Below are 17086 nucleotides of genomic sequence, written 5' to 3'. Positions count from 1 at the left end.
CGCATGCTCGGCTGCTTTCGCGCGGACAACCCCGTGCCGACCAAGGTCGGCAGCTACCTGGCGTTGCGCGCCGATGCCGGCGCAGCCGAGCGTGGGCTGGGCTCTACAGTAGATCCACGCCATGCGTGGATGCGGGGAATTCCACGCCGACCAAGGTCGGCAGCTACCGGGCGTTGCGCGCCGATGCCGGCGCAGCCGAGCGTGGGCTGGGCTCTACAGTAGATCCACGCCACGCGTGGATGCGGGGAACTCCACGCCGACCAAGGTCGGCAGCTACCGGGCGTTGCGCGCCGATGCCGGCGCAGCCGAGCGTGGGCTGGGCTCTACAGTAGATCCACGCCATGCGTGGATGCGGGGAATTCCAAGCCGGCCAAGGTCGGCAGCTACCGGGCGTTGCCCGTCGCGCTTTCCTCTTCCTCGCGTGCCGGTTCCGGCGGCGGCAGCTGCTCTTCGGCGGCCGGCTCGTTGCCCGGCAGGCTGGGGCGGGTTTCCATCAGCAGCGACAGCGCGGCCTTGGCCATCATGTGCGCGCTGATCGGCGCGGTGATGAACAGGAACACGGTGATCAGCAGCTCACGCGGCTGCGGGTCCTGGCCCAGGAAGATGTGGTAGCAGACCGAACACACCAGCACACAGCCCACGCCCAGTGTGCTGGCCTTGGTCGGTGCGTGCAGGCGCTTGAAGAAGGTGGACAGCTTCACCAGGCCCAGTGCGCCGACCAGGATGAAGAAGCAGCCGAACAGCAGCAGGATCGACAGGCCGATCTGGATCGCGGTGATCATTCGACGATGTCCCGGCGCAGCACGAACTTGCTCAGCACCACGGTGCTGCCGAAGCCGAGCATGGCGATGATCAGCGCGGCCTCGAAATAGATCGGCGAGTTGAGGTACATGCCGAACAACATCAACTCGGCGATCGCGGTCACCGACAGGGTATCCAGTGCGAGGATGCGGTCAGGCACGGTCGGCCCGCGCAGCAGGCGCCAGGTGGCCAGCAGCATGGCCAGGCCGACCACGTGCATGCACACCACCAGGGTGGTCTGGATGACTTCAAAACCGGTCATGGGAAGATCTCCATCAACGGCGCCTCGTAACGGCGCTTGATCGTATCGATCAGGTCCTGTGGGTCCTCCAGGTGCAGCACGTGCACCAGCAGGAACTTGCGGTCGTCGCTGAGCGCGGCCGAGACCGTGCCCGGGGTCAGCGTGATCATGCTGGTCAGCGCCGCGATGCCATGGATGTTGGCGATATCCAGCGGCAGCCAGATGAAACCCGGATGGATGTTCTTTTCCGGGCCGAGCACCTGCAGGGCGACGCGGATGTTGGACATCAGGATGTCCCACAGCGTCACGCACAGTAGCTTGGGCAGCGGGCGCAGGGTACCGATGCGGGCGAACTCGCGGTCCAGGCGTGCGGCGAACAGCGGCACCACCACGCCCAGCACCAGCCCCAGCACGATCTGGCCGAGGGTGAAGCTGTCGGACATCAGCAGCCAGAACGCCACCACCATGATGCTGAGCATCGGCGAGGGGATCAGGCGACGGAACAGGGAGCGCTGGGCGGTCATGGCTGGCGGATCTCCGGCGTGGTCGCCCGCAGCTGCTGCACATACTCGCTGGGCTGCAGCAGCTGGGCGGCGGTGGCGTCGGTGTAGCGCATCAGCGGCGCGGCGCCCAGGGTCATGCCGATGCCGTAGCCCAGCAGGATGCAGGCGGCGTACAGCTCGACCCGGCGCAGGCGCGCCTTGCGCGGCTTCGGTGCATCCGACTCGACCGGTGGCACGCGCCAGAACAGCCGGATGCCACCACGGGTCAGGCCCATGATCACCAGCAGGCTGCTGAGCAGCACGGCGGCCCAGACCGGGGCGGTGTACGGCGCCGGCATGCCGGCCAGCAGGGCGGCCTTGGCCAGGAAGCCGGACAGCGGCGGCAGGCCGGCCACCGATACCGCAGCGATCAGGAACAGCACCGCAGGCGTTTCCTTGCCCGGCATCGGCGCGACCACTTCCTTGCGGTCGCTGGCACCGCCACGGCGGCGGCGGATCAGGTCGGCGATGAGGAACAGCGCAGCGGCCACGAAGCTGCTGTGCGGCAGGTAGTACAGGCCGGCTGACAGCACCTGCGGCGTACCCACCGAGAAGGCGATGAACAGCGTGGCCGCCGACACGATGACCAGGTAGGAGATCAGCACGCGCAGTCGGGTCGCGGCCAGCGCACCGAGACCGCCGAGCACCAGCGTCGCCACACCGGCCCACAGCAGCCAGTCACGGCCGTAGCCGGCCATCGCACCGGCGTCGTCGCCGAACCACAGCATCTGGATGCGCAGCACCGAATACAGGCCGACCTTGGTCATGATCGCGAACAGCGCGGCCACCGCCGCCGGTGCGCGCGAATAGGCTTCCGGCAGCCACAGGTACAGTGGCATCAGTGCGGCCTTGGCGCAGAACACCAGCAGCAACAGGCCCATCGTTGCCTTCACCAGGGTCAGCTGTGCGGGCGGCACCTGCGCGATGCGCTGCGACAGCTCGGCCATGTTCAACGAACCCAGCGAGGCGTACAGCAGACCCAGCGCGATCAGGAACAGGGTCGAGGCGGTGACATTGAACACCACGTAGTGCAGACCGATGCGCATGCGCAGGCCACGGCCACCGCTGAGCAGCAGGCCGTAGGAGGCGATCAGCATCACCTCGAAGAACACGAACAGGTTGAAGATGTCGCCCGTCAGGAATGCGCCGTTCAGGCCCACCAGCTGGAACTGGAACAGCGCGTGGAAGTGCGGTGCGCGCCGGTCCCAACCCGAGCAGGCATGCAGCAGGCACGGAATGGCCAGCAGCAGGGTGGTCAGCAGCATCCACGCCGACAACCGGTCGGCCACCAGCGCAATGCCCAGCCGTGAGGGCCAATCGCCGAGCAGATAGACATTGATGTCGCCGGCGGCAGTCGTGGCGAACAGCAGGCCCACGGCCAGCGCCAGTGCCGACAGCGAGGTCCAGGCGACCGCACGCTGCACCCTGGGGCCGTAGCGGCGGTGTTCAACGAACAATGACAGGGCAGCGCCGAGCAGCGGAATCAGGATCGGCAGGATCACCAGATGGTTCATGCGCGGTCCTCGCCCTGGCGCGGCGGCACGCTCTCGCCCTGCAGGTCGTCATCCGGCTCGTGGGCGTCCACATGGTCGCTGTGGTTATCGCTGCGGCTGCGCATGGCCAGCACGATGCTCACTGCGGTCATGGCGAAGGCGATCACGATCGCGGTCAGCACCAGCGCCTGTGGCAGTGGGTCGGTGTAGTTGCCCAGGTGGCTGTCCACGCCTTCCTGCAGCACCGGTGCCTTGCCCAGCACTACGCGGCCACCGGCGAAGATCAGCAGGTTGGTGGCGTAGGACAGGAAGGTCATGCCGAGGATCACATCGAAGCTGCGCGCGCGCAGCAGCAGGTACACGCCGATGGCGGTCAGCACGCCGATCGCGGAGGCCAGGGCCAGTTCCATCAGTGCATCTCCCCGGTGCGTGCCGAACGGCGTTGCAGGTCGATCTCACCCTTGCGGGCGGTGCGGGTACGCGAGGGCTTGATCGTGCCCATCATCGACAGCATCAGCATGGCGCCGCCGAACACCACCAGATAGACGCCGATGTCGAAACCAATCGCGCTGGCCAGCGGTACCTCGCCGATCAGCGGCAGGTGCAGGTCGAGATGGCCGCTGGTCAGGAACGGCACGCCGAACAGCATCGACGCACTGCCGCTGAGCAGGGCGATCAACAGGCCCATGCCGATGCAGCGGATGTAGTCGAAGCCGAAGCGCGATTCGACCGATGCGGTGCCCTGGATCACGTACTGGATCAGCAGCGGCACTGCCAGCACCAGGCCGGCGATGAAGCCGCCGCCCGGTGCGTTGTGGCCGCGCAGGAACAGGAAGATCGACACCGTCATGGTCAGCGGGAACATGATCTGCGCCAGGTCGGCCGGCACCGGCAACTTGATCGGCGGGCCGGGCATGATCTGCTCCGGTGCCATCCGCGTGCGTCGCAGCAGGGCGTGCACCACCAGCGCGGCGATGCCGAACACGGTGATCTCGCCGAAGGTATCGAAGCCGCGGAAGTCGACCAGGATCACGTTGACCACGTTCTGGCCGTACGCCTCGGGCAGGGCACGGGCGAGCAGTTCACCGGCCATGGTGTTCGGCGGCAGGGTCATCGCGGAGTAGGCCAGTGCGCCGAGGCCGGCGCCGGCGATGATCGCGATCACCGCGTCGCGGCGCTTGCGCCAGCGCGGCCGCTCCGGACCGGACTGCGCGGGCAGGTAGTTCATGCCCAGCAGCATCAGCACCAGGGTCACCATCTCCACCAGAAGCTGGGTCAGTGCCAGGTCGGGCGCGGACAGGAACACGAAAGTCAGCGCCACCATCAGGCCGACGCCGCCGACCAGCAGCACCGCCAGCAGGCGCTGCTTGTAGACGCGCAGGGTGGCGACCGCGCAGGCCATCATCACCAGCCACAGCGCCCAGCCCAGCAGTGGGATCGGCTGCGGTCTGGTCCAGTTCGGTGAGGCCGGATTGGCCACGAACGGCGCGGCGGCGACCACGATCGCCACCAGTACCAGGCCCAGCAGCATGCGCTGCAGGCTGCCGTTGGCAATGCCGTTGGTCAGGCGCATGGCCAGCGCGGAGATCGCATCCAGCTGCGCATGGAACAGGTTGCGGCCGGTGGTGCGGGTTTCCACGCCATGCAGGTTGATCACCTTGCGCAGGCCGAAGTACAGCGCCACGCCGCCGACCACGCCGATCGCGCTCATCGCCAGCGGCAGGTTGAAGCCGTGCCACACCGCCAGGCTGTAGTCGGGCATGGCGTTGCCGAGGATCGAAGCCGCAGCCGCATGCAGCACCGGCGCCACGGTCAGTGCCGGAGCCACGCCCACCGCAATGCAGATCACCACCAGCAGTTCCACCGGCACCTTCATCCAGCGCGGCGGCTCGTGCGGCACGCGATCCAGGTCATGCGGGCCCGGACCGAAGAAGGTGTCATGCACGAAACGCAGGCTGTAGGCCACGCCGAATACGCCGGCCAGCAGTGCGGCGATCGACACCGCCGTGCGCATCGCGCCTGGGCCGCCGCCGGCGGTCAGGGCCTCGGCGAACAGCATTTCCTTGGACAGGAAGCCGTTGAGCAACGGGATCCCGGCCATCGCCAGCGAGGCGATGATCGCCAGCGCGCTGGTGAATGGCATCAGCCTGCGCAACCCACCCAGCTTGCGCATGTCACGGGTGCCGGTCTCGTGGTCGATGATGCCGGCGGCCATGAACAGCGAGGCCTTGAACGTGGCGTGGTTGAGGATGTGGAACACGCCGGCCACTACCGCCATTGGCGTGGACAGGCCGAACAGCAGGGTGATCAGGCCCAGGTGCGAGATCGTCGAGTAGGCCAGCAGGCCCTTCAGGTCGTGCTGGAAGATCGCGTTCCAGGCACCGATCAGCAGGGTCAGCGCACCGATGCCGGTGACCGTGTAGAAGAACAGGTCGCTGCCGGCCAATGCCGGATGCAGACGCGCCAGCAGGAACACGCCGGCTTTCACCATGGTGGCCGAGTGCAGGTAGGCCGAGACCGGGGTGGGCGCGGCCATCGCGTGCGGCAGCCAGAAGTGGAACGGGAACTGCGCGCTCTTGGTGAAGATGCCGGCCAGCACCAGGAACAGCGCGTACGGATACAGCGCGCTGGCGCGGATCTGCTCGCCCGCGGCCAGCACCACGTCCAGGTCGAAGCTGCCGACGATGCGGCCGATCAGCAGCACGCCAGCGAGCAGGGCCAGGCCGCCGCCGCCGGTGATCACCAGCGCCATGCGCGCGCCTTCGCGGGCGTCCTGGCGATGGGACCAGAAGCCGATCAGCAGGAACGAGCTGATGCTGGTCATTTCCCAGAAAATCATCAGCAACAGCAGGTTGCCCGACAGCACCATGCCCAGCATGGCGCCCATGAAAAGCAGCAGGTAGCAGTAGAAGCGGTGCGCGTTGTCCTGCTGGCTCAGGTAGTAGCGCGCGTACAGCACCACCAGCGCGCCGATGCCCAGCACCAGCCCGGCGAACATCCAGGCCAGTCCGTCCAGGCGCAGGGTGAAGTCCAGGCCGATCTGCGGCAGCCAGGGCACCAGCGTGCGCACCACCTGGCCATCGAGCACGGCCGGGGTCAGCCAGCCGAGGATGGCCAGCCCGCCCAACGGCGCCAGCGCCGCCAGCCAGGCAGCAGTCGAGCGCGAACTACGGGGGAAGGCCGCAACAGCCACTGCCAACAGGAATGGCAGGGCGAGCAGCAGGGGCAGGCTGGAGAGCATGCAGGGAATCCATGATTCACGAGCAGGTCAGGGAGGATAACAGGCTGCCAAATGTCGCCGAAACCCATTGAACAGCGATCAATTGCATGTAACGTGCGCTGATTCATTTTTTCCGCGATGCAGCATGCCATGCGCAGGGGCCGCCACCGCCCGGTTCTGCGGCTCACCCTACGCCCACGCAGGGAGACCGCAGCCCCTGTCGCACAGGGACCGCCGTGGTTACGCGGAGCAGGGAGGGCGGCTCATCGCAGCAGGCTGGCAGCCGCGCCGTGCAGTGTGGGTGAGGGCATCCGCCCGTTCAGGAAACTACCGGCGCGGAGCCGGCGGCGTCGGTCAGTAGCGCCAGTCAAGCTTGCGATAGAACTTGGCCATCACCCAGGCCGGGCCGATCAGCAGGTAGGTCAGGTCGGTCAGGAAGCTGGGCTTGCGACCCTCGAACTTGTGACCGATGAACTGCGCGATCCAGGCCACCACGAACACGCCCACCGCCAGCCAGCGCAGGTCGTGCAGTCCGATCTCGGCCTCCAGCAACCTGCACAGGCAGCCGAATACGAAGAACTGGATGAGCATGCCGATGCCCAGCGGGCGCGACAGCTTGTTGTAGAAGCACCAGGCGCTGAACATCGCGAACGCCGACCAGATGCCGTACTGGAACCACGTGATCAGCGGCGGCACGCACCACAGCAGGGCCACCACCGACCATAGGATCGCCGGTACGGCCACCACGTGGATGCGCTGGTTGATCACATTGCGGTGGTCGTCGGAGTAGCTGGCGAAATAGCGGTCGATCGGCCGCGCAAGCTCGGTGGATGTCTGCATGCGGCCAGCATACTCCCGCCGCGCTCGTAGTAGAGCCAGGCCATGCCTGGCTGCAGGTTCACGGGGCTGCCGGCCAGCGGCCGGCACTACCTCACGCATCCCGTAGTAGAGCCAGGCCATGCCTGGCTGCGAACGCGGGGCGGACCGCAGAACGCCCCCAGCCACGTAGGCCGGGGGCGCAGGCGGATCAGTCGACGCTGATCCCGGCCAGGCGCTGCAGCGCCTCGGCATACTTGGCGCGGGTGCGCTCGATGATCTCGGGCGGGATGGTCGGGCCCGGGGCGGTCTTGCCCCAGTCCAGCGTCTCCAGGTAATCACGCACGAACTGCTTGTCGTAGCTCGGCGGGCTGGTGCCCACTTCGTACTCGTCGGCCGGCCAGTAACGCGACGAATCCGGCGTCAGCATCTCGTCCATGATGTACAGGCGGCCATCAGCGTCGGTACCGAACTCGAACTTGGTGTCGGCCAGGATGATGCCGCGCTCGCGGGCGTAGTCAGCGGCGAACTTGTAGATGCGCAGGGTGGCGTCGCGCACGCGTTCGGCCAGGTCGGCACCGACCTGCTTCACCATCGCATCGAAATCGATGTTCTCGTCATGGTCGCCGACGGCGGCCTTGGTCGAGGGGGTGAAGATCGGCTCGGGCAGCTGTTCGGCCTGGCGCAGGCCATCGGGAAGGTCGATGCCGCTGACCTTGCCGGTGCGCTGGTAGTCCTTCCAGCCGCTGCCGATCAGGTAGCCGCGGGCGATCGCTTCCACCGGCACCGGCTTCAGCTTGCGGGTGACCACCGCACGCTTGGCGTACAGGGCCGGGTCAACGCCTTCGGGCAGCACGCTGGCCACGTCGATGCCGGTCAGGTGGTTGGGCATCAGGTGCGCGGTCTTGGCGAACCAGAAGTTGGACACCTGGCAGAGCATCTCGCCCTTGCCCGGGATCGGGTCGGGCAGGACCACATCGAACGCCGACAGGCGATCGGTGGCCACCATCAGCAGGTAATCGCCCGGCGGGGTCCCTGCAGGCAGCCGCTCGCGCGGGATATCGAACACATCACGCACCTTGCCGCGGTGGCGCAAGGGCAGGCCGGGGAGATCGGATTGCAACAGCGTGGTTGGCACGGGCACTCCTGGGGCGTTGTCGATACGGCTGCCCAACGGACCCGGCGGGCCCGCTGACCAGCGGGCGGCCTAGTGTAAAGCCGTCCGGGCCCGCTGTGACGTAAAATGAGCGTCCATTTCGTCGGTCACCCCCGGGGCGCCATGCGCTGGTACGGAAAACTGCTCGGATTCATCGCTGGCGCCCTGCTGTTCCGGCCCAATCCGCTGTTCGGCGCGGTGGTCGGCCTGCTGATCGGCCATGCCTTCGATTCGGACTGGTTCCGCCTGAACAAGGAGAACCCGTACCGCGAGCTGGGGCTGACCTCCGAGGCCACCGATGCCGAGGTCGAGCGCGCCTACCGCAAGCTGATCTCCCAGTACCACCCCGACAAGCTGGGTGGCGCCGCGCCCGAGCTGCAGCAGCAGGCCGAACAGAAGTCGCGGCGCATCAACGCCGCCTACGACCGCATCAAGACCCTGCGCAAGCGCTGACCCCAGAGTCCCGCCTGCGGGCGGGAGAACCTTTTCCCCGTTCCGAAGGCCCCGGCCATGTCCCACTGCCTCATCGCCCCGTCCATCCTGTCCGCCAATTTCGCCCGCCTTGGCGAGGAAGTCGACAACGTCCTCGCCGCCGGCGCCGACTGGGTCCACTTCGACGTGATGGACAACCATTACGTACCCAATCTGACCATCGGGCCGATGGTCTGCCAGGCTCTGCGCAAGCACGGCGTGACCGCGCCGATCGATGTGCACCTGATGGTTGAGCCGGTGGACCGCATCATCCCGGATTTCGCAGAGGCCGGTGCCACCTATATCAGCTTCCACCCGGAGGCCAGCCGCCACGTGCATCGCACCATCCAGCTGATCCGCTCGCTGGGCTGCAAGCCGGGCATCGTGCTCAATCCGGCCACCCCGGTGGACATCCTCGACTGGGTGCTGGATGACCTCGACCTGGTGCTGCTGATGTCGGTCAACCCGGGCTTCGGCGGCCAGGCCTTCATTCCGTCGGCGCTGGACAAGCTGCGCGTGGTGCGCCAGAAGATCGATGCCAGTGGCCGCGACATCCGTCTGGAGATCGATGGTGGCGTGAAGGCCGACAACATCGGTGAGATCGCTGCTGCCGGCGCCGACACCTTCGTCGCCGGTTCGGCCATTTTCAACGCCAAGACCAGCTACCAGGATGTGATCGCGCAGATGCGCGCCAACGTCGCTGCAGCACGCTGACAAAAAGGGGACGGAGGGGATTAAGCTCGCTTAATCCCCTCCGTCCCCTTTTTTCTGCTCATGGCACTCCTGAACATTCGCGCGGCCACCGTGGCCGATGCTGGCCTGATCCTGCACTTCATCCGCGAACTGGCCATCTACGAGAAGGCCGAGCATTCGGTGCAGACCGATGAGATCGGCATCGCCGAGAGCCTGTTCGGTGCCGACGCCACCGCCCGCGCGCTGATCTGCGAAGCCGACGGCGAGGCCATCGGCTATGCGGTGTATTTCTACAACTATTCCACCTGGCTGGGCCGCAAGGGCATCTACCTGGAAGACCTGTACGTCAGCCAGGAAAAGCGCGGCGCCGGTGCTGGCAAGGCGCTGCTGAAATACATCGCGCGCCAGGCCGTGGCCGAAGGCTGCGGTCGCTTCGAATGGTCGGTGCTGGACTGGAACACCCCGGCCATCGAGTTCTACACCGCTGCCGGTGCGACGCCGCAGGACGAGTGGACCGTGTACCGGCTGCAGGGCCAGGCGCTGCACGACTTCGCCAACGGTTGAAGCGCAAGGCAGCCACGCATGGCGTGGCTCTACTGGGTCCGCGCCTCAACCCGCGGGTGTGGTGGGTGCGAACCGCAACCCGGTGGGTGCGAACCTTGGTTCGCACTCCCTGCGCACCTCAAAAAAAAAGCCACGCCAAACACTGGCGTGGCCTTGCTGCATGCGTGGGAGGCTGATCCTGCCTCCATCCGTCGTCCCTGCTATGGCCTTCCATTCTCCGGCAGCTGAATGACACCTGCGTGACATTCACTGCGGACAAACGGTGCATTGCTAGCCTGAGCCACCCTCCACTGGAAGCACCGCATGACCGCACCGCGCTGGCGCCTGATCCTCAATGGCAAATCCGCAGGCAACGATGGACTGCGCGACGCTGTCGGCCATTGGCGCAGTCGGGGCGTGCAGCTGGAGGTGCGCGTGACCTGGGAGGACGGTGACGCCGAGCGCTACGTGGCCGAGGCGATCGATCATGGTGTGGACGTGATCGTCGCTGCCGGTGGCGATGGCACGCTCAGCGCGGTGGCCGAGACGCTGGCTCACCGCGACGAACCAGCCGAGGCACTGCCATCGCTGGCACTGATCCCGATGGGAACCGCCAACGACTTCGCGACCGCTGCGGGCATTCCGACCGAGCCGAAGGAGGCCTTCGCGTTGATCGGGCAGGCCACGCCGCACGCCATTGACCTGTTGCGTGTGGACGCCGATGGCACGCAATGGTGGTGCGCCAACCTTGCCAGCGGTGGCTTCGGCACGCAGGTGACGGTGGAAACGGATGCCGGCTTGAAGAAGATGCTCGGTGGGCTGGCCTACGTCATCACCGGCATCGCCAAGCTCGGTCGCATCGAACCGATCACCGCGCGTTTGAGTGGGCAGGATTTCCAGTGGGAAGGTGGGTTCATCGCGCTGGGGATCGGCAACGGTCGCCAGGCCGGCGGCGGCCAGCAGCTATGCCCGCAAGCCTTGATCGATGATGGCCTTCTGGACGTCACCGTGGTTCCGGAACTGGACGGTGAAGTCGCCGCCACCCTTGGGCAGATGCTGACCGGCGGCAAGGAAGCGGCGCTGGAGCGCGTGGCGACCCGCGCGCAGTTGCCGTGGCTGCAGATCGACGCCCCGCAGCCACTGACGTTGAACCTGGACGGTGAGCCGGTGCAGGCCCACCGCTTCCGCATCGACTGCGTGCCGGGCCGGTTGCGCATGCACCTGCCGGATGATTGCGTGCTGCTTTCGCGGGGCTGAGAGCGCAGGTTACAGCAGCGGAATGTCTTCTTCCCTGCTCGGGAATTTGAAGGCCTCGCGCTTCCTGCGGATGTGCTCGGGCATCGGCGGCCGCGGGATGTAGCGGTCTGCCAGCCATTGCTGGCACTTCTTCTGCCAGGGCAGGTTGTCGGGTGTGGTGATCTCCCAGTAGATGTCTTCGACCATTTTCTGCCGGCCTGGCTGGCTGGATCCTTCCGGTTTTGCAATCGCGGGATCGGCACCATGTTCCAGCAGCCAATATGCGTAGTCGAAGCCGCCTCGCGTGGTGTACCAGCTCAGGACCGTGTCATCGCCCAGGCTCTTCAGATTGGACTCATTGATGTCCGCGCCGTTTTCCACCAGAACCTGCACATTCTTCCACTGATTTCCGCTGAGGAAGGCCTGCAGGAGCAACGTCTCGTTGTTGACGTTGCGCGTATTGGGACTTCCCCCGTGCTTCAGCAGGAGCTCCAGGTAGCGCGGGTCGTCCATCTTGGCCGCATAGACCATCGCGTTGTCGAACCTGATCAGTTCTCCATTCATCTGCTTTGATTCGCGCGCATTGGGGTCTGCGCCGGCCTTCAGCAATGCCCTGAGTCCTTCAATGTTGCGGGCTCGCAGGGGCCATGCGATCAACGGAATGCCATCCCGATTGGAGAACGTCTTATCCGGATCTATTTTTTCGTCCTTGATAAGGCGCTGGATGGTTTCGACGTCACCGTTCTCGGCGGCAATGGCGAGTCGCAATGCCCCGCCGTCAAAGTAGTCTTCAGCCCCGTGCGCAGAGGAGACAGAGCATCCCGTAGCCAGGAGAAGTGCGATCCACGCCACGCAAATGAGGAGCTTTGTCGTCATGTTGTGAAGAATGACGGGCATGGTCTTCCTGTTGAACCGGCGAAGACGTGACATTAGCAAAGTGTTCTGATAATCCATAAGTGTCGCGGAGCGAGATGCGCGGCATTCACAGTGCAATGGAGTTTGCCATGAGTGGTCCAGACGCTGAGGCGCGCTCGCGCGCCCTCCAGGAACAGAATCGTCTTGTTCAGCAACTGCGTGAACGTGGGAATGACAAGGAGGCGGATCGTCTCCAAGAGACGTATCACGCTCGCGAAATGTCGGGACTGGCGGCTGATGTGTATCGAGCCGCGAATCATGAGGGCCAACCGCCAGTTGGCTGGGCGCGTGCGAGCAGCGATCCAGCCGCACTTCGTGCTGCTGGAATCAACATCTCGAATGACGATCTCAAGGAGCTGCTGCAGCCCAGGTACTCTGGGTTTCGCGCTGAAATCTATCTCCCTGACAAGCGCGTTCTAGGCGAGGATGCGAAGCCCGTCATCGTATACAAGGGCTCTACGGGGCAAATTGTCGATCCGTCTTCGCCCAATGGAAAACGCGAATCCGGCGGCGAGGATTTCCTCAACAACGGCCAGCAGGGCATCGGCATGCGCAGCGATTACTACGATCGCGCTATGCGACTTGCTTCGATCGTCAATCAGGAACGCCCGGGCGGCTTCGAAATTGCCGGTCATTCCCTTGGCGGCGGCATGGCGTCCGCCGCATCCGCAGTCACCGGCGCACGTGCCATCACATTCAACGCCGCCGGCCTGCATCCGGCGACTCCGGGCCGCTTCGCCAAGGACAACGGCCTGCCGACCTTCGACACGCAGCAGTCCGTGCATACCTACCAGACCACCGGTGAAGTGCTGAACGATGTGCAGAACGGCATGCACCGCCTGAGCGAGCAGCAGCGGCGCGGCTATGGTGTGCTTGCCAACGAGCTGGGCATGGTGCTGAAGGATCCGGCCATGCAGAAGGTCGTCGGTGAAAAGCTGCGCGAGATGCTGCCTCCGGGCGCGCAGACCTCCGCTGCACAGTTCATCGAACAGTTGGCGAGCCAGCCGGGCCAGCAGGCGCTGCGCGATATTCCGCTCGCGGCAGGGCGCCTCGAACTGTTGCTTGAGCCCAAGACCCGCGACGCGAACGGGGCACTCATCGATCGCCCGCACGTGGCGCCGCCCAGCCAGGTGGCAGAACTGGCGGGCCCGCTGTCCACCGTGCTGCACGCCACTGCGTACGGCATGCGCGGCGGTCGCCTGGCCGGCGAGCAGGTCGAACGGGCCGGCGCCGCCACTGCCCATGCGCTGGACAAGGTGGGCGATGGCGTCGAGCGCGTGCTGAAGACCGAAGGCATGGTCATCGGCCAGGTGGTGAACATGGGGTCCACCAGCCTGCAGATGAGCACCCGGGCGACCAGTACGGTGATTGCTTCGGGGCGTGAACTGACTGGCAGCATCGAAGCTACGTTGCACCGCGTCGAATCGCAGACCCGCTCCCATGGCCTGTCCGCACTGTCGTGGGTGGCTGACCGGGTGGGTGCGGACAACGTTGCCGGCAGGCTTGCCAAGCAGGCTGAAGTTGTTCGTGACCACGGCGAGCAACAGGCGCAGCACGCGACGAAACAGGCCGTTGCCGACGCCGCGGGCACACGTGCGGCGGGCGAACGCCTGGCCGCCACCATCAGTCACGACGGCCAATGGGTGGCCGGAAAGCTGCAGAACGGGTTTGCCACTGCCGGCGCCCACGTGGATCGTGGCTATGATCTGGCTGCCTCCCATGTGAAGGGCATCACCGCCAAGGCACCGGTCACCCTGGCCACGCTGGGTGGCGCCACGGCGGGCCTCGGGACAGCGGCCGCAACTCATCTGCCCACCGGAAATCTGCCTTTGGATGCAGTGAAACTGCACAACCTGGACCAGTCCGCACGCGTGGTTCGTGGCATCGGGGCGGCTTTCAGCGAGGCGACCGCGCGACATGGCATGGATCCGACTGTCATCCCCAGCCTGGATTCGGCGCTGATCAAGCAGGAGGCCGCCGCCCGCAAGCTGGTCGAGCAGAACCCAGGCATCCAGCCTGCCGCTGACGGCCGGCAGGCCAGCCGGGCCGCAGAATCCACCGCACAGACGATCGGCATCGACCATCCCTCCCATGCCGGCAATCCTCTGTTCGTGGGCGCCCAGGCCGGCGTCCACGCGCTGGACCGCGCCCACAACCGGGTGCCCGACCTGGAGAGCGACCAGCTGGCCGGCGCGCTGGCGGCCCAGGCCAAGCGGGAAGGGCTGGAAACCATCTCCCATGTCGTCCTCAGCGACGACCGCGCTCGGGCCTTTGCGGTCGACACCGCCGACCTCAACGCCCCGCATCGGCGCCATGCCCATGTGGAGGTGGCGCAGGGCATGGCCCAGCCGCTGGCCGTGAGCACCGCCCAGGTCGACGCCCTCAACGCCAGCCGGTCCGCCGCTCTGGAGCAGGGGTTGGCCCAGCAGCAGGTGCAGGAGTCGCAGGAGCAGGCGCGACGGATGGGCTGACGTACGGCAAGGCGGGCAGGGTTCCCCTCCCGCCCAAGCTGCGATACAGTCAAGGGGTGTCCAGCCTGACGACCCCGCATACCCTTTCTTCCGCACGCCGTTGGTGGCGATGGTGGCCTGTTGCCGTCGTCCGTCCCCATAACGCTGTGTCCCGGAAGGAAAGTCGTCTTGATCTCGCACGCTCAGTTTCAGCTGCAGGCCGCTGAAGGCCACACCCACATTCCCGTCGTCCGTGAAGTGCTGTCCGACCTGGACACGCCGCTTTCGGTCTATCTGAAGCTCGCCGACGGCCCCAATACCTACCTGTTTGAATCCGTCGAAGGCGGCGAGCGCTTTGGTCGTTACTCGATCATCGGCCTGCCGGCGCGCCGCGTGTACGCCTTCCACGGCCACACGCTGACCGTGCGCGAAGACGGCCAGGTGGTGGAAACCCGCGAGGTGGCCGACCCGTTCGCCGAGGTCGAGGCGCTGCGCAGCGCCCACTCGGTGCCCAAGCTGGACGGCCTGCCGGGCTTCACCGGTGGCCTGGTCGGCTGGTTCGGTTTCGAGTGCATCGGTTACATCGAACCGCGCCTGGCACCGCCGGCCGGCCGCGATGAGCTGGGCACCCCGGACATCCTGTTGCTGGACTCCAACGAGCTGGCGGTGTTCGACAACCTCAAGGGCCGCCTGTACCTGATCGTGCATGCCGACCCGCGTATCGAAGGCGCTTTCGAGCAGGCGCAGGCGCGCCTGGATGCACTGACCGCCAAGCTGCGTGCGCCGGGCGCGGGCTATCCAGCTCCGCTCAACAGCGACGTGCTGGACGAGTCTGATTTCGTCTCCGGTTTCACCCGCGAAGGCTTCGTTGATGCGGTCCAGCGCAGCAAGGAGTACATCCGCGCCGGCGACATCTTCCAGGTGGTGCTGAGCCAGCGCCTGAGCGTGCCGTTCAAGGCGCGCCCGGTGGACGTGTACCGCGCGCTGCGTGCACTGAATCCGTCGCCGTACATGTATTTCCTCGATGTCGGCGACCTGCAGGTGGTCGGCTCGTCGCCGGAGATCCTGGTGCGGCTGCAGGACGGGGAAGTCACCGTTCGCCCGATCGCCGGCACCCGCCCGCGCGGTGCCACGCCGGAGCTGGACCAGGCGCTGGAAGCCGAGCTGCTGGCCGATCCGAAGGAACGTGCCGAACATCTGATGCTGATCGACCTTGGCCGCAACGACGCCGGTCGCGTGTCGAAGGCCGGCACCGTGGAAGTGGGCGAGCAGTTCGTGATCGAACGCTACAGCCACGTCATGCACATCGTCAGCGAAGTGACCGGGCAGCTGCAGCCGGGCCTGAGCTATGCCGACGTGCTGCGTGCCACCTTCCCGGCCGGCACGGTCAGCGGCGCGCCGAAGATCCGTGCGCTGGAAGTGATCCGCGAGCTGGAACCGATCAAGCGCAATGTCTACGCCGGCAGCATCGGCTACATCGGCTGGCACGGCGATGCCGATACCGCGATCGCAATCCGCACCGCAGTGATCAAGGACGGCCGCCTGTACGTGCAGGCCGGCGCTGGCATCGTCCATGACTCGGACCCGGACAAGGAATGGGACGAGACGATGAACAAGGGCCGCGCGCTGTTCCGTGCCGTCGCCCAGGCCGCCAAGGGCCTGTAGGTTTGCCCGTGCCGTGGCCTGCGCCGCGGCACCTTCCGCTGTTCCCATTCAAGACAAGGAGTACTGCATGAAGCTGCTGAGCGCATTGCTGTGGTCGTCCCTGCTGGCCACGATGGCCCCGTCTGCGTGGGCGCAGGCCAATACCATTCCCTCGCAGCCGCACCTGCTGGTGAAGGGCGAGGGCGCGCGAACGGTGATGCCGGACCGGTTCGCGGTCGAACTGCTCGTCAAGTCCACCGATCTTCAGCCGGATACAGCGCGCTCGCGCGTGCAGGGCAATGTCGATGCGGTGTTGAGTGCGTTCAAGCGAAACCATGCACTGCCGGAAAGCGTGGTAGCCGACAACCTGACCATCCAGCCGGACTACCGCTATAGCGTGCAGGGCAAGCAGGAATACCTGGGCACGCGGGTGAGCCGGCGCCTGAAGGGCAGCTTCGGCACCACCGGTGACCTGCAGGCCTTCCTGCGTGCGGTCGATGCCAGCGATGACCTGCAGATCAGCAGCATGCGGCCTGGCTACTCTAGGGAAGCCGCACTGCGTGGCGAACTCAAGGCCGAAGCGGCAACGCAGACACGCGCCTCCGCCAAGCACCTTGCCACGGCCTATGGCGCACGCATCGCCGGCCTCTACAGCATCTCCGACGTGGCCCCGAACTTCGCCTACGGCGTGCAGGCAGGCAGCTGGCCCCGCGGCGGTGACATGGTCACGCCGCCCAACCCGCCGGCTCCGGCACAGACCAGCATCGAGACAACCGGCGCGCGTGCGCGCGAATCCATCGAAGCCGGCCCCATCACCTACACCGAAAACGTGTACGCCATTTTCCTGATAAGCGACGGAACCTGA

Annotated in this window: 16 protein-coding genes; 7 read left to right on the top strand and 9 right to left on the bottom strand. The window is 66.1% G+C overall.

The features are described from left to right. Positions 1-383: 383 nt before the first annotated feature. The 8 genes from ABH900_RS04910 to ABH900_RS04875 form a co-directional block, all read right to left on the bottom strand. Positions 384-782 carry a Na+/H+ antiporter subunit G gene (locus tag ABH900_RS04910; protein ID WP_429621787.1) on the bottom strand — a complete coding sequence of 133 codons (399 nt, stop codon included), beginning with the start codon at positions 780-782 and terminating at the stop codon, positions 384-386. Further along, positions 779-1063 carry a K+/H+ antiporter subunit F gene (locus tag ABH900_RS04905; protein ID WP_005411334.1) on the bottom strand — a complete coding sequence of 95 codons (285 nt, stop codon included), beginning with the start codon at positions 1061-1063 and terminating at the stop codon, positions 779-781. The genes ABH900_RS04910 and ABH900_RS04905 overlap by 4 nt, the downstream gene beginning before the upstream one ends. Continuing rightward, complete coding sequence (locus ABH900_RS04900; RefSeq protein WP_061480225.1) at positions 1060-1566, bottom strand: Na+/H+ antiporter subunit E; 507 nt, start codon at positions 1564-1566, stop codon at positions 1060-1062. The genes ABH900_RS04905 and ABH900_RS04900 overlap by 4 nt, the downstream gene beginning before the upstream one ends. Then, a complete protein-coding gene (locus ABH900_RS04895) occupies positions 1563-3098 on the bottom strand; it encodes a monovalent cation/H+ antiporter subunit D (RefSeq protein WP_429621786.1) in 1536 nt (511 codons plus the stop codon). The genes ABH900_RS04900 and ABH900_RS04895 overlap by 4 nt, the downstream gene beginning before the upstream one ends. Continuing rightward, entirely contained in the window at positions 3095-3487 is a 393-nt protein-coding gene (locus ABH900_RS04890) for a Na+/H+ antiporter subunit C (RefSeq protein ID WP_429621785.1), read from the bottom strand. Before ABH900_RS04890 ends, ABH900_RS04895 begins: the two co-directional genes overlap by 4 nt. Next, positions 3487-6318, bottom strand: a complete 2832-nt coding sequence (locus ABH900_RS04885) for a monovalent cation/H+ antiporter subunit A (RefSeq protein WP_429621784.1) — start codon at positions 6316-6318, stop codon at positions 3487-3489. Before ABH900_RS04885 ends, ABH900_RS04890 begins: the two co-directional genes overlap by 1 nt. A 333-nt stretch (positions 6319-6651) precedes the next feature. After that, on the bottom strand, positions 6652-7137 hold the full coding sequence (locus tag ABH900_RS04880; protein WP_429621783.1) for a DUF962 domain-containing protein: 486 nt from the start codon (positions 7135-7137) through the stop codon (positions 6652-6654). A gap of 187 nt (positions 7138-7324) precedes the next feature. Further along, positions 7325-8251: a phosphoribosylaminoimidazolesuccinocarboxamide synthase gene (locus tag ABH900_RS04875; protein ID WP_228354868.1), complete on the bottom strand. Its 927-nt coding sequence runs from the start codon at positions 8249-8251 to the stop codon at positions 7325-7327. 141 nt (positions 8252-8392) lie between these two features. Here ABH900_RS04875 and ABH900_RS04870 point away from each other — a divergent pair, with 141 nt between their 5' ends. The 4 genes from ABH900_RS04870 to yegS all read left to right on the top strand — a co-directional run bounded on the left by ABH900_RS04870 (position 8393) and on the right by yegS (position 11233). Then, the gene (locus tag ABH900_RS04870) at positions 8393-8722 is read left to right on the top strand and encodes a J domain-containing protein (protein WP_005411327.1); all 330 of its coding nucleotides are present in this window, start codon (positions 8393-8395) and stop codon (positions 8720-8722) included. A 57-nt stretch (positions 8723-8779) separates the two neighbouring features. Further along, positions 8780-9454, top strand: a complete 675-nt coding sequence (gene rpe / locus ABH900_RS04865; RefSeq protein ID WP_429621782.1) for a ribulose-phosphate 3-epimerase — start codon at positions 8780-8782, stop codon at positions 9452-9454. A gap of 60 nt (positions 9455-9514) precedes the next feature. Then, a complete protein-coding gene (locus ABH900_RS04860) occupies positions 9515-9997 on the top strand; it encodes an N-acetyltransferase family protein (RefSeq protein ID WP_429621781.1) in 483 nt (160 codons plus the stop codon). Positions 9998-10300: 303 nt separating this feature from the next. Continuing rightward, positions 10301-11233 carry a lipid kinase YegS gene (gene yegS, locus ABH900_RS04855; RefSeq protein ID WP_429621780.1) on the top strand — a complete coding sequence of 311 codons (933 nt, stop codon included), beginning with the start codon at positions 10301-10303 and terminating at the stop codon, positions 11231-11233. Between the two features lie 9 nt (positions 11234-11242). Here yegS and ABH900_RS04850 read toward each other — a convergent pair whose 3' ends face one another. Then, a complete protein-coding gene (locus ABH900_RS04850) occupies positions 11243-12109 on the bottom strand; it encodes an ankyrin repeat domain-containing protein (protein WP_429621779.1) in 867 nt (288 codons plus the stop codon). A 107-nt stretch (positions 12110-12216) separates the two neighbouring features. On the opposite strand from ABH900_RS04850, the gene ABH900_RS04845 reads away from it, so the two are divergent. The 3 genes from ABH900_RS04845 (at position 12217) to ABH900_RS04835 (ending at position 17086) form a co-directional block, all read left to right on the top strand. Next, complete coding sequence (locus tag ABH900_RS04845) at positions 12217-14598, top strand: XVIPCD domain-containing protein (protein WP_429621778.1); 2382 nt, start codon at positions 12217-12219, stop codon at positions 14596-14598. 168 nt (positions 14599-14766) lie between these two features. Further along, positions 14767-16242, top strand: a complete 1476-nt coding sequence (gene trpE / locus ABH900_RS04840; protein WP_429621777.1) for an anthranilate synthase component I — start codon at positions 14767-14769, stop codon at positions 16240-16242. A gap of 67 nt (positions 16243-16309) precedes the next feature. Further along, positions 16310-17086 (top strand): SIMPL domain-containing protein, encoded by a 777-nt coding sequence (locus tag ABH900_RS04835; RefSeq protein ID WP_429621776.1) that lies wholly within the window; start codon positions 16310-16312, stop codon positions 17084-17086.

The organism is Stenotrophomonas sp. AN71 (genome assembly GCF_050435725.1).
Taxonomy (GTDB): domain Bacteria; phylum Pseudomonadota; class Gammaproteobacteria; order Xanthomonadales; family Xanthomonadaceae; genus Stenotrophomonas.
This window is presented reverse-complemented; position numbering and strand designations above follow the sequence as displayed.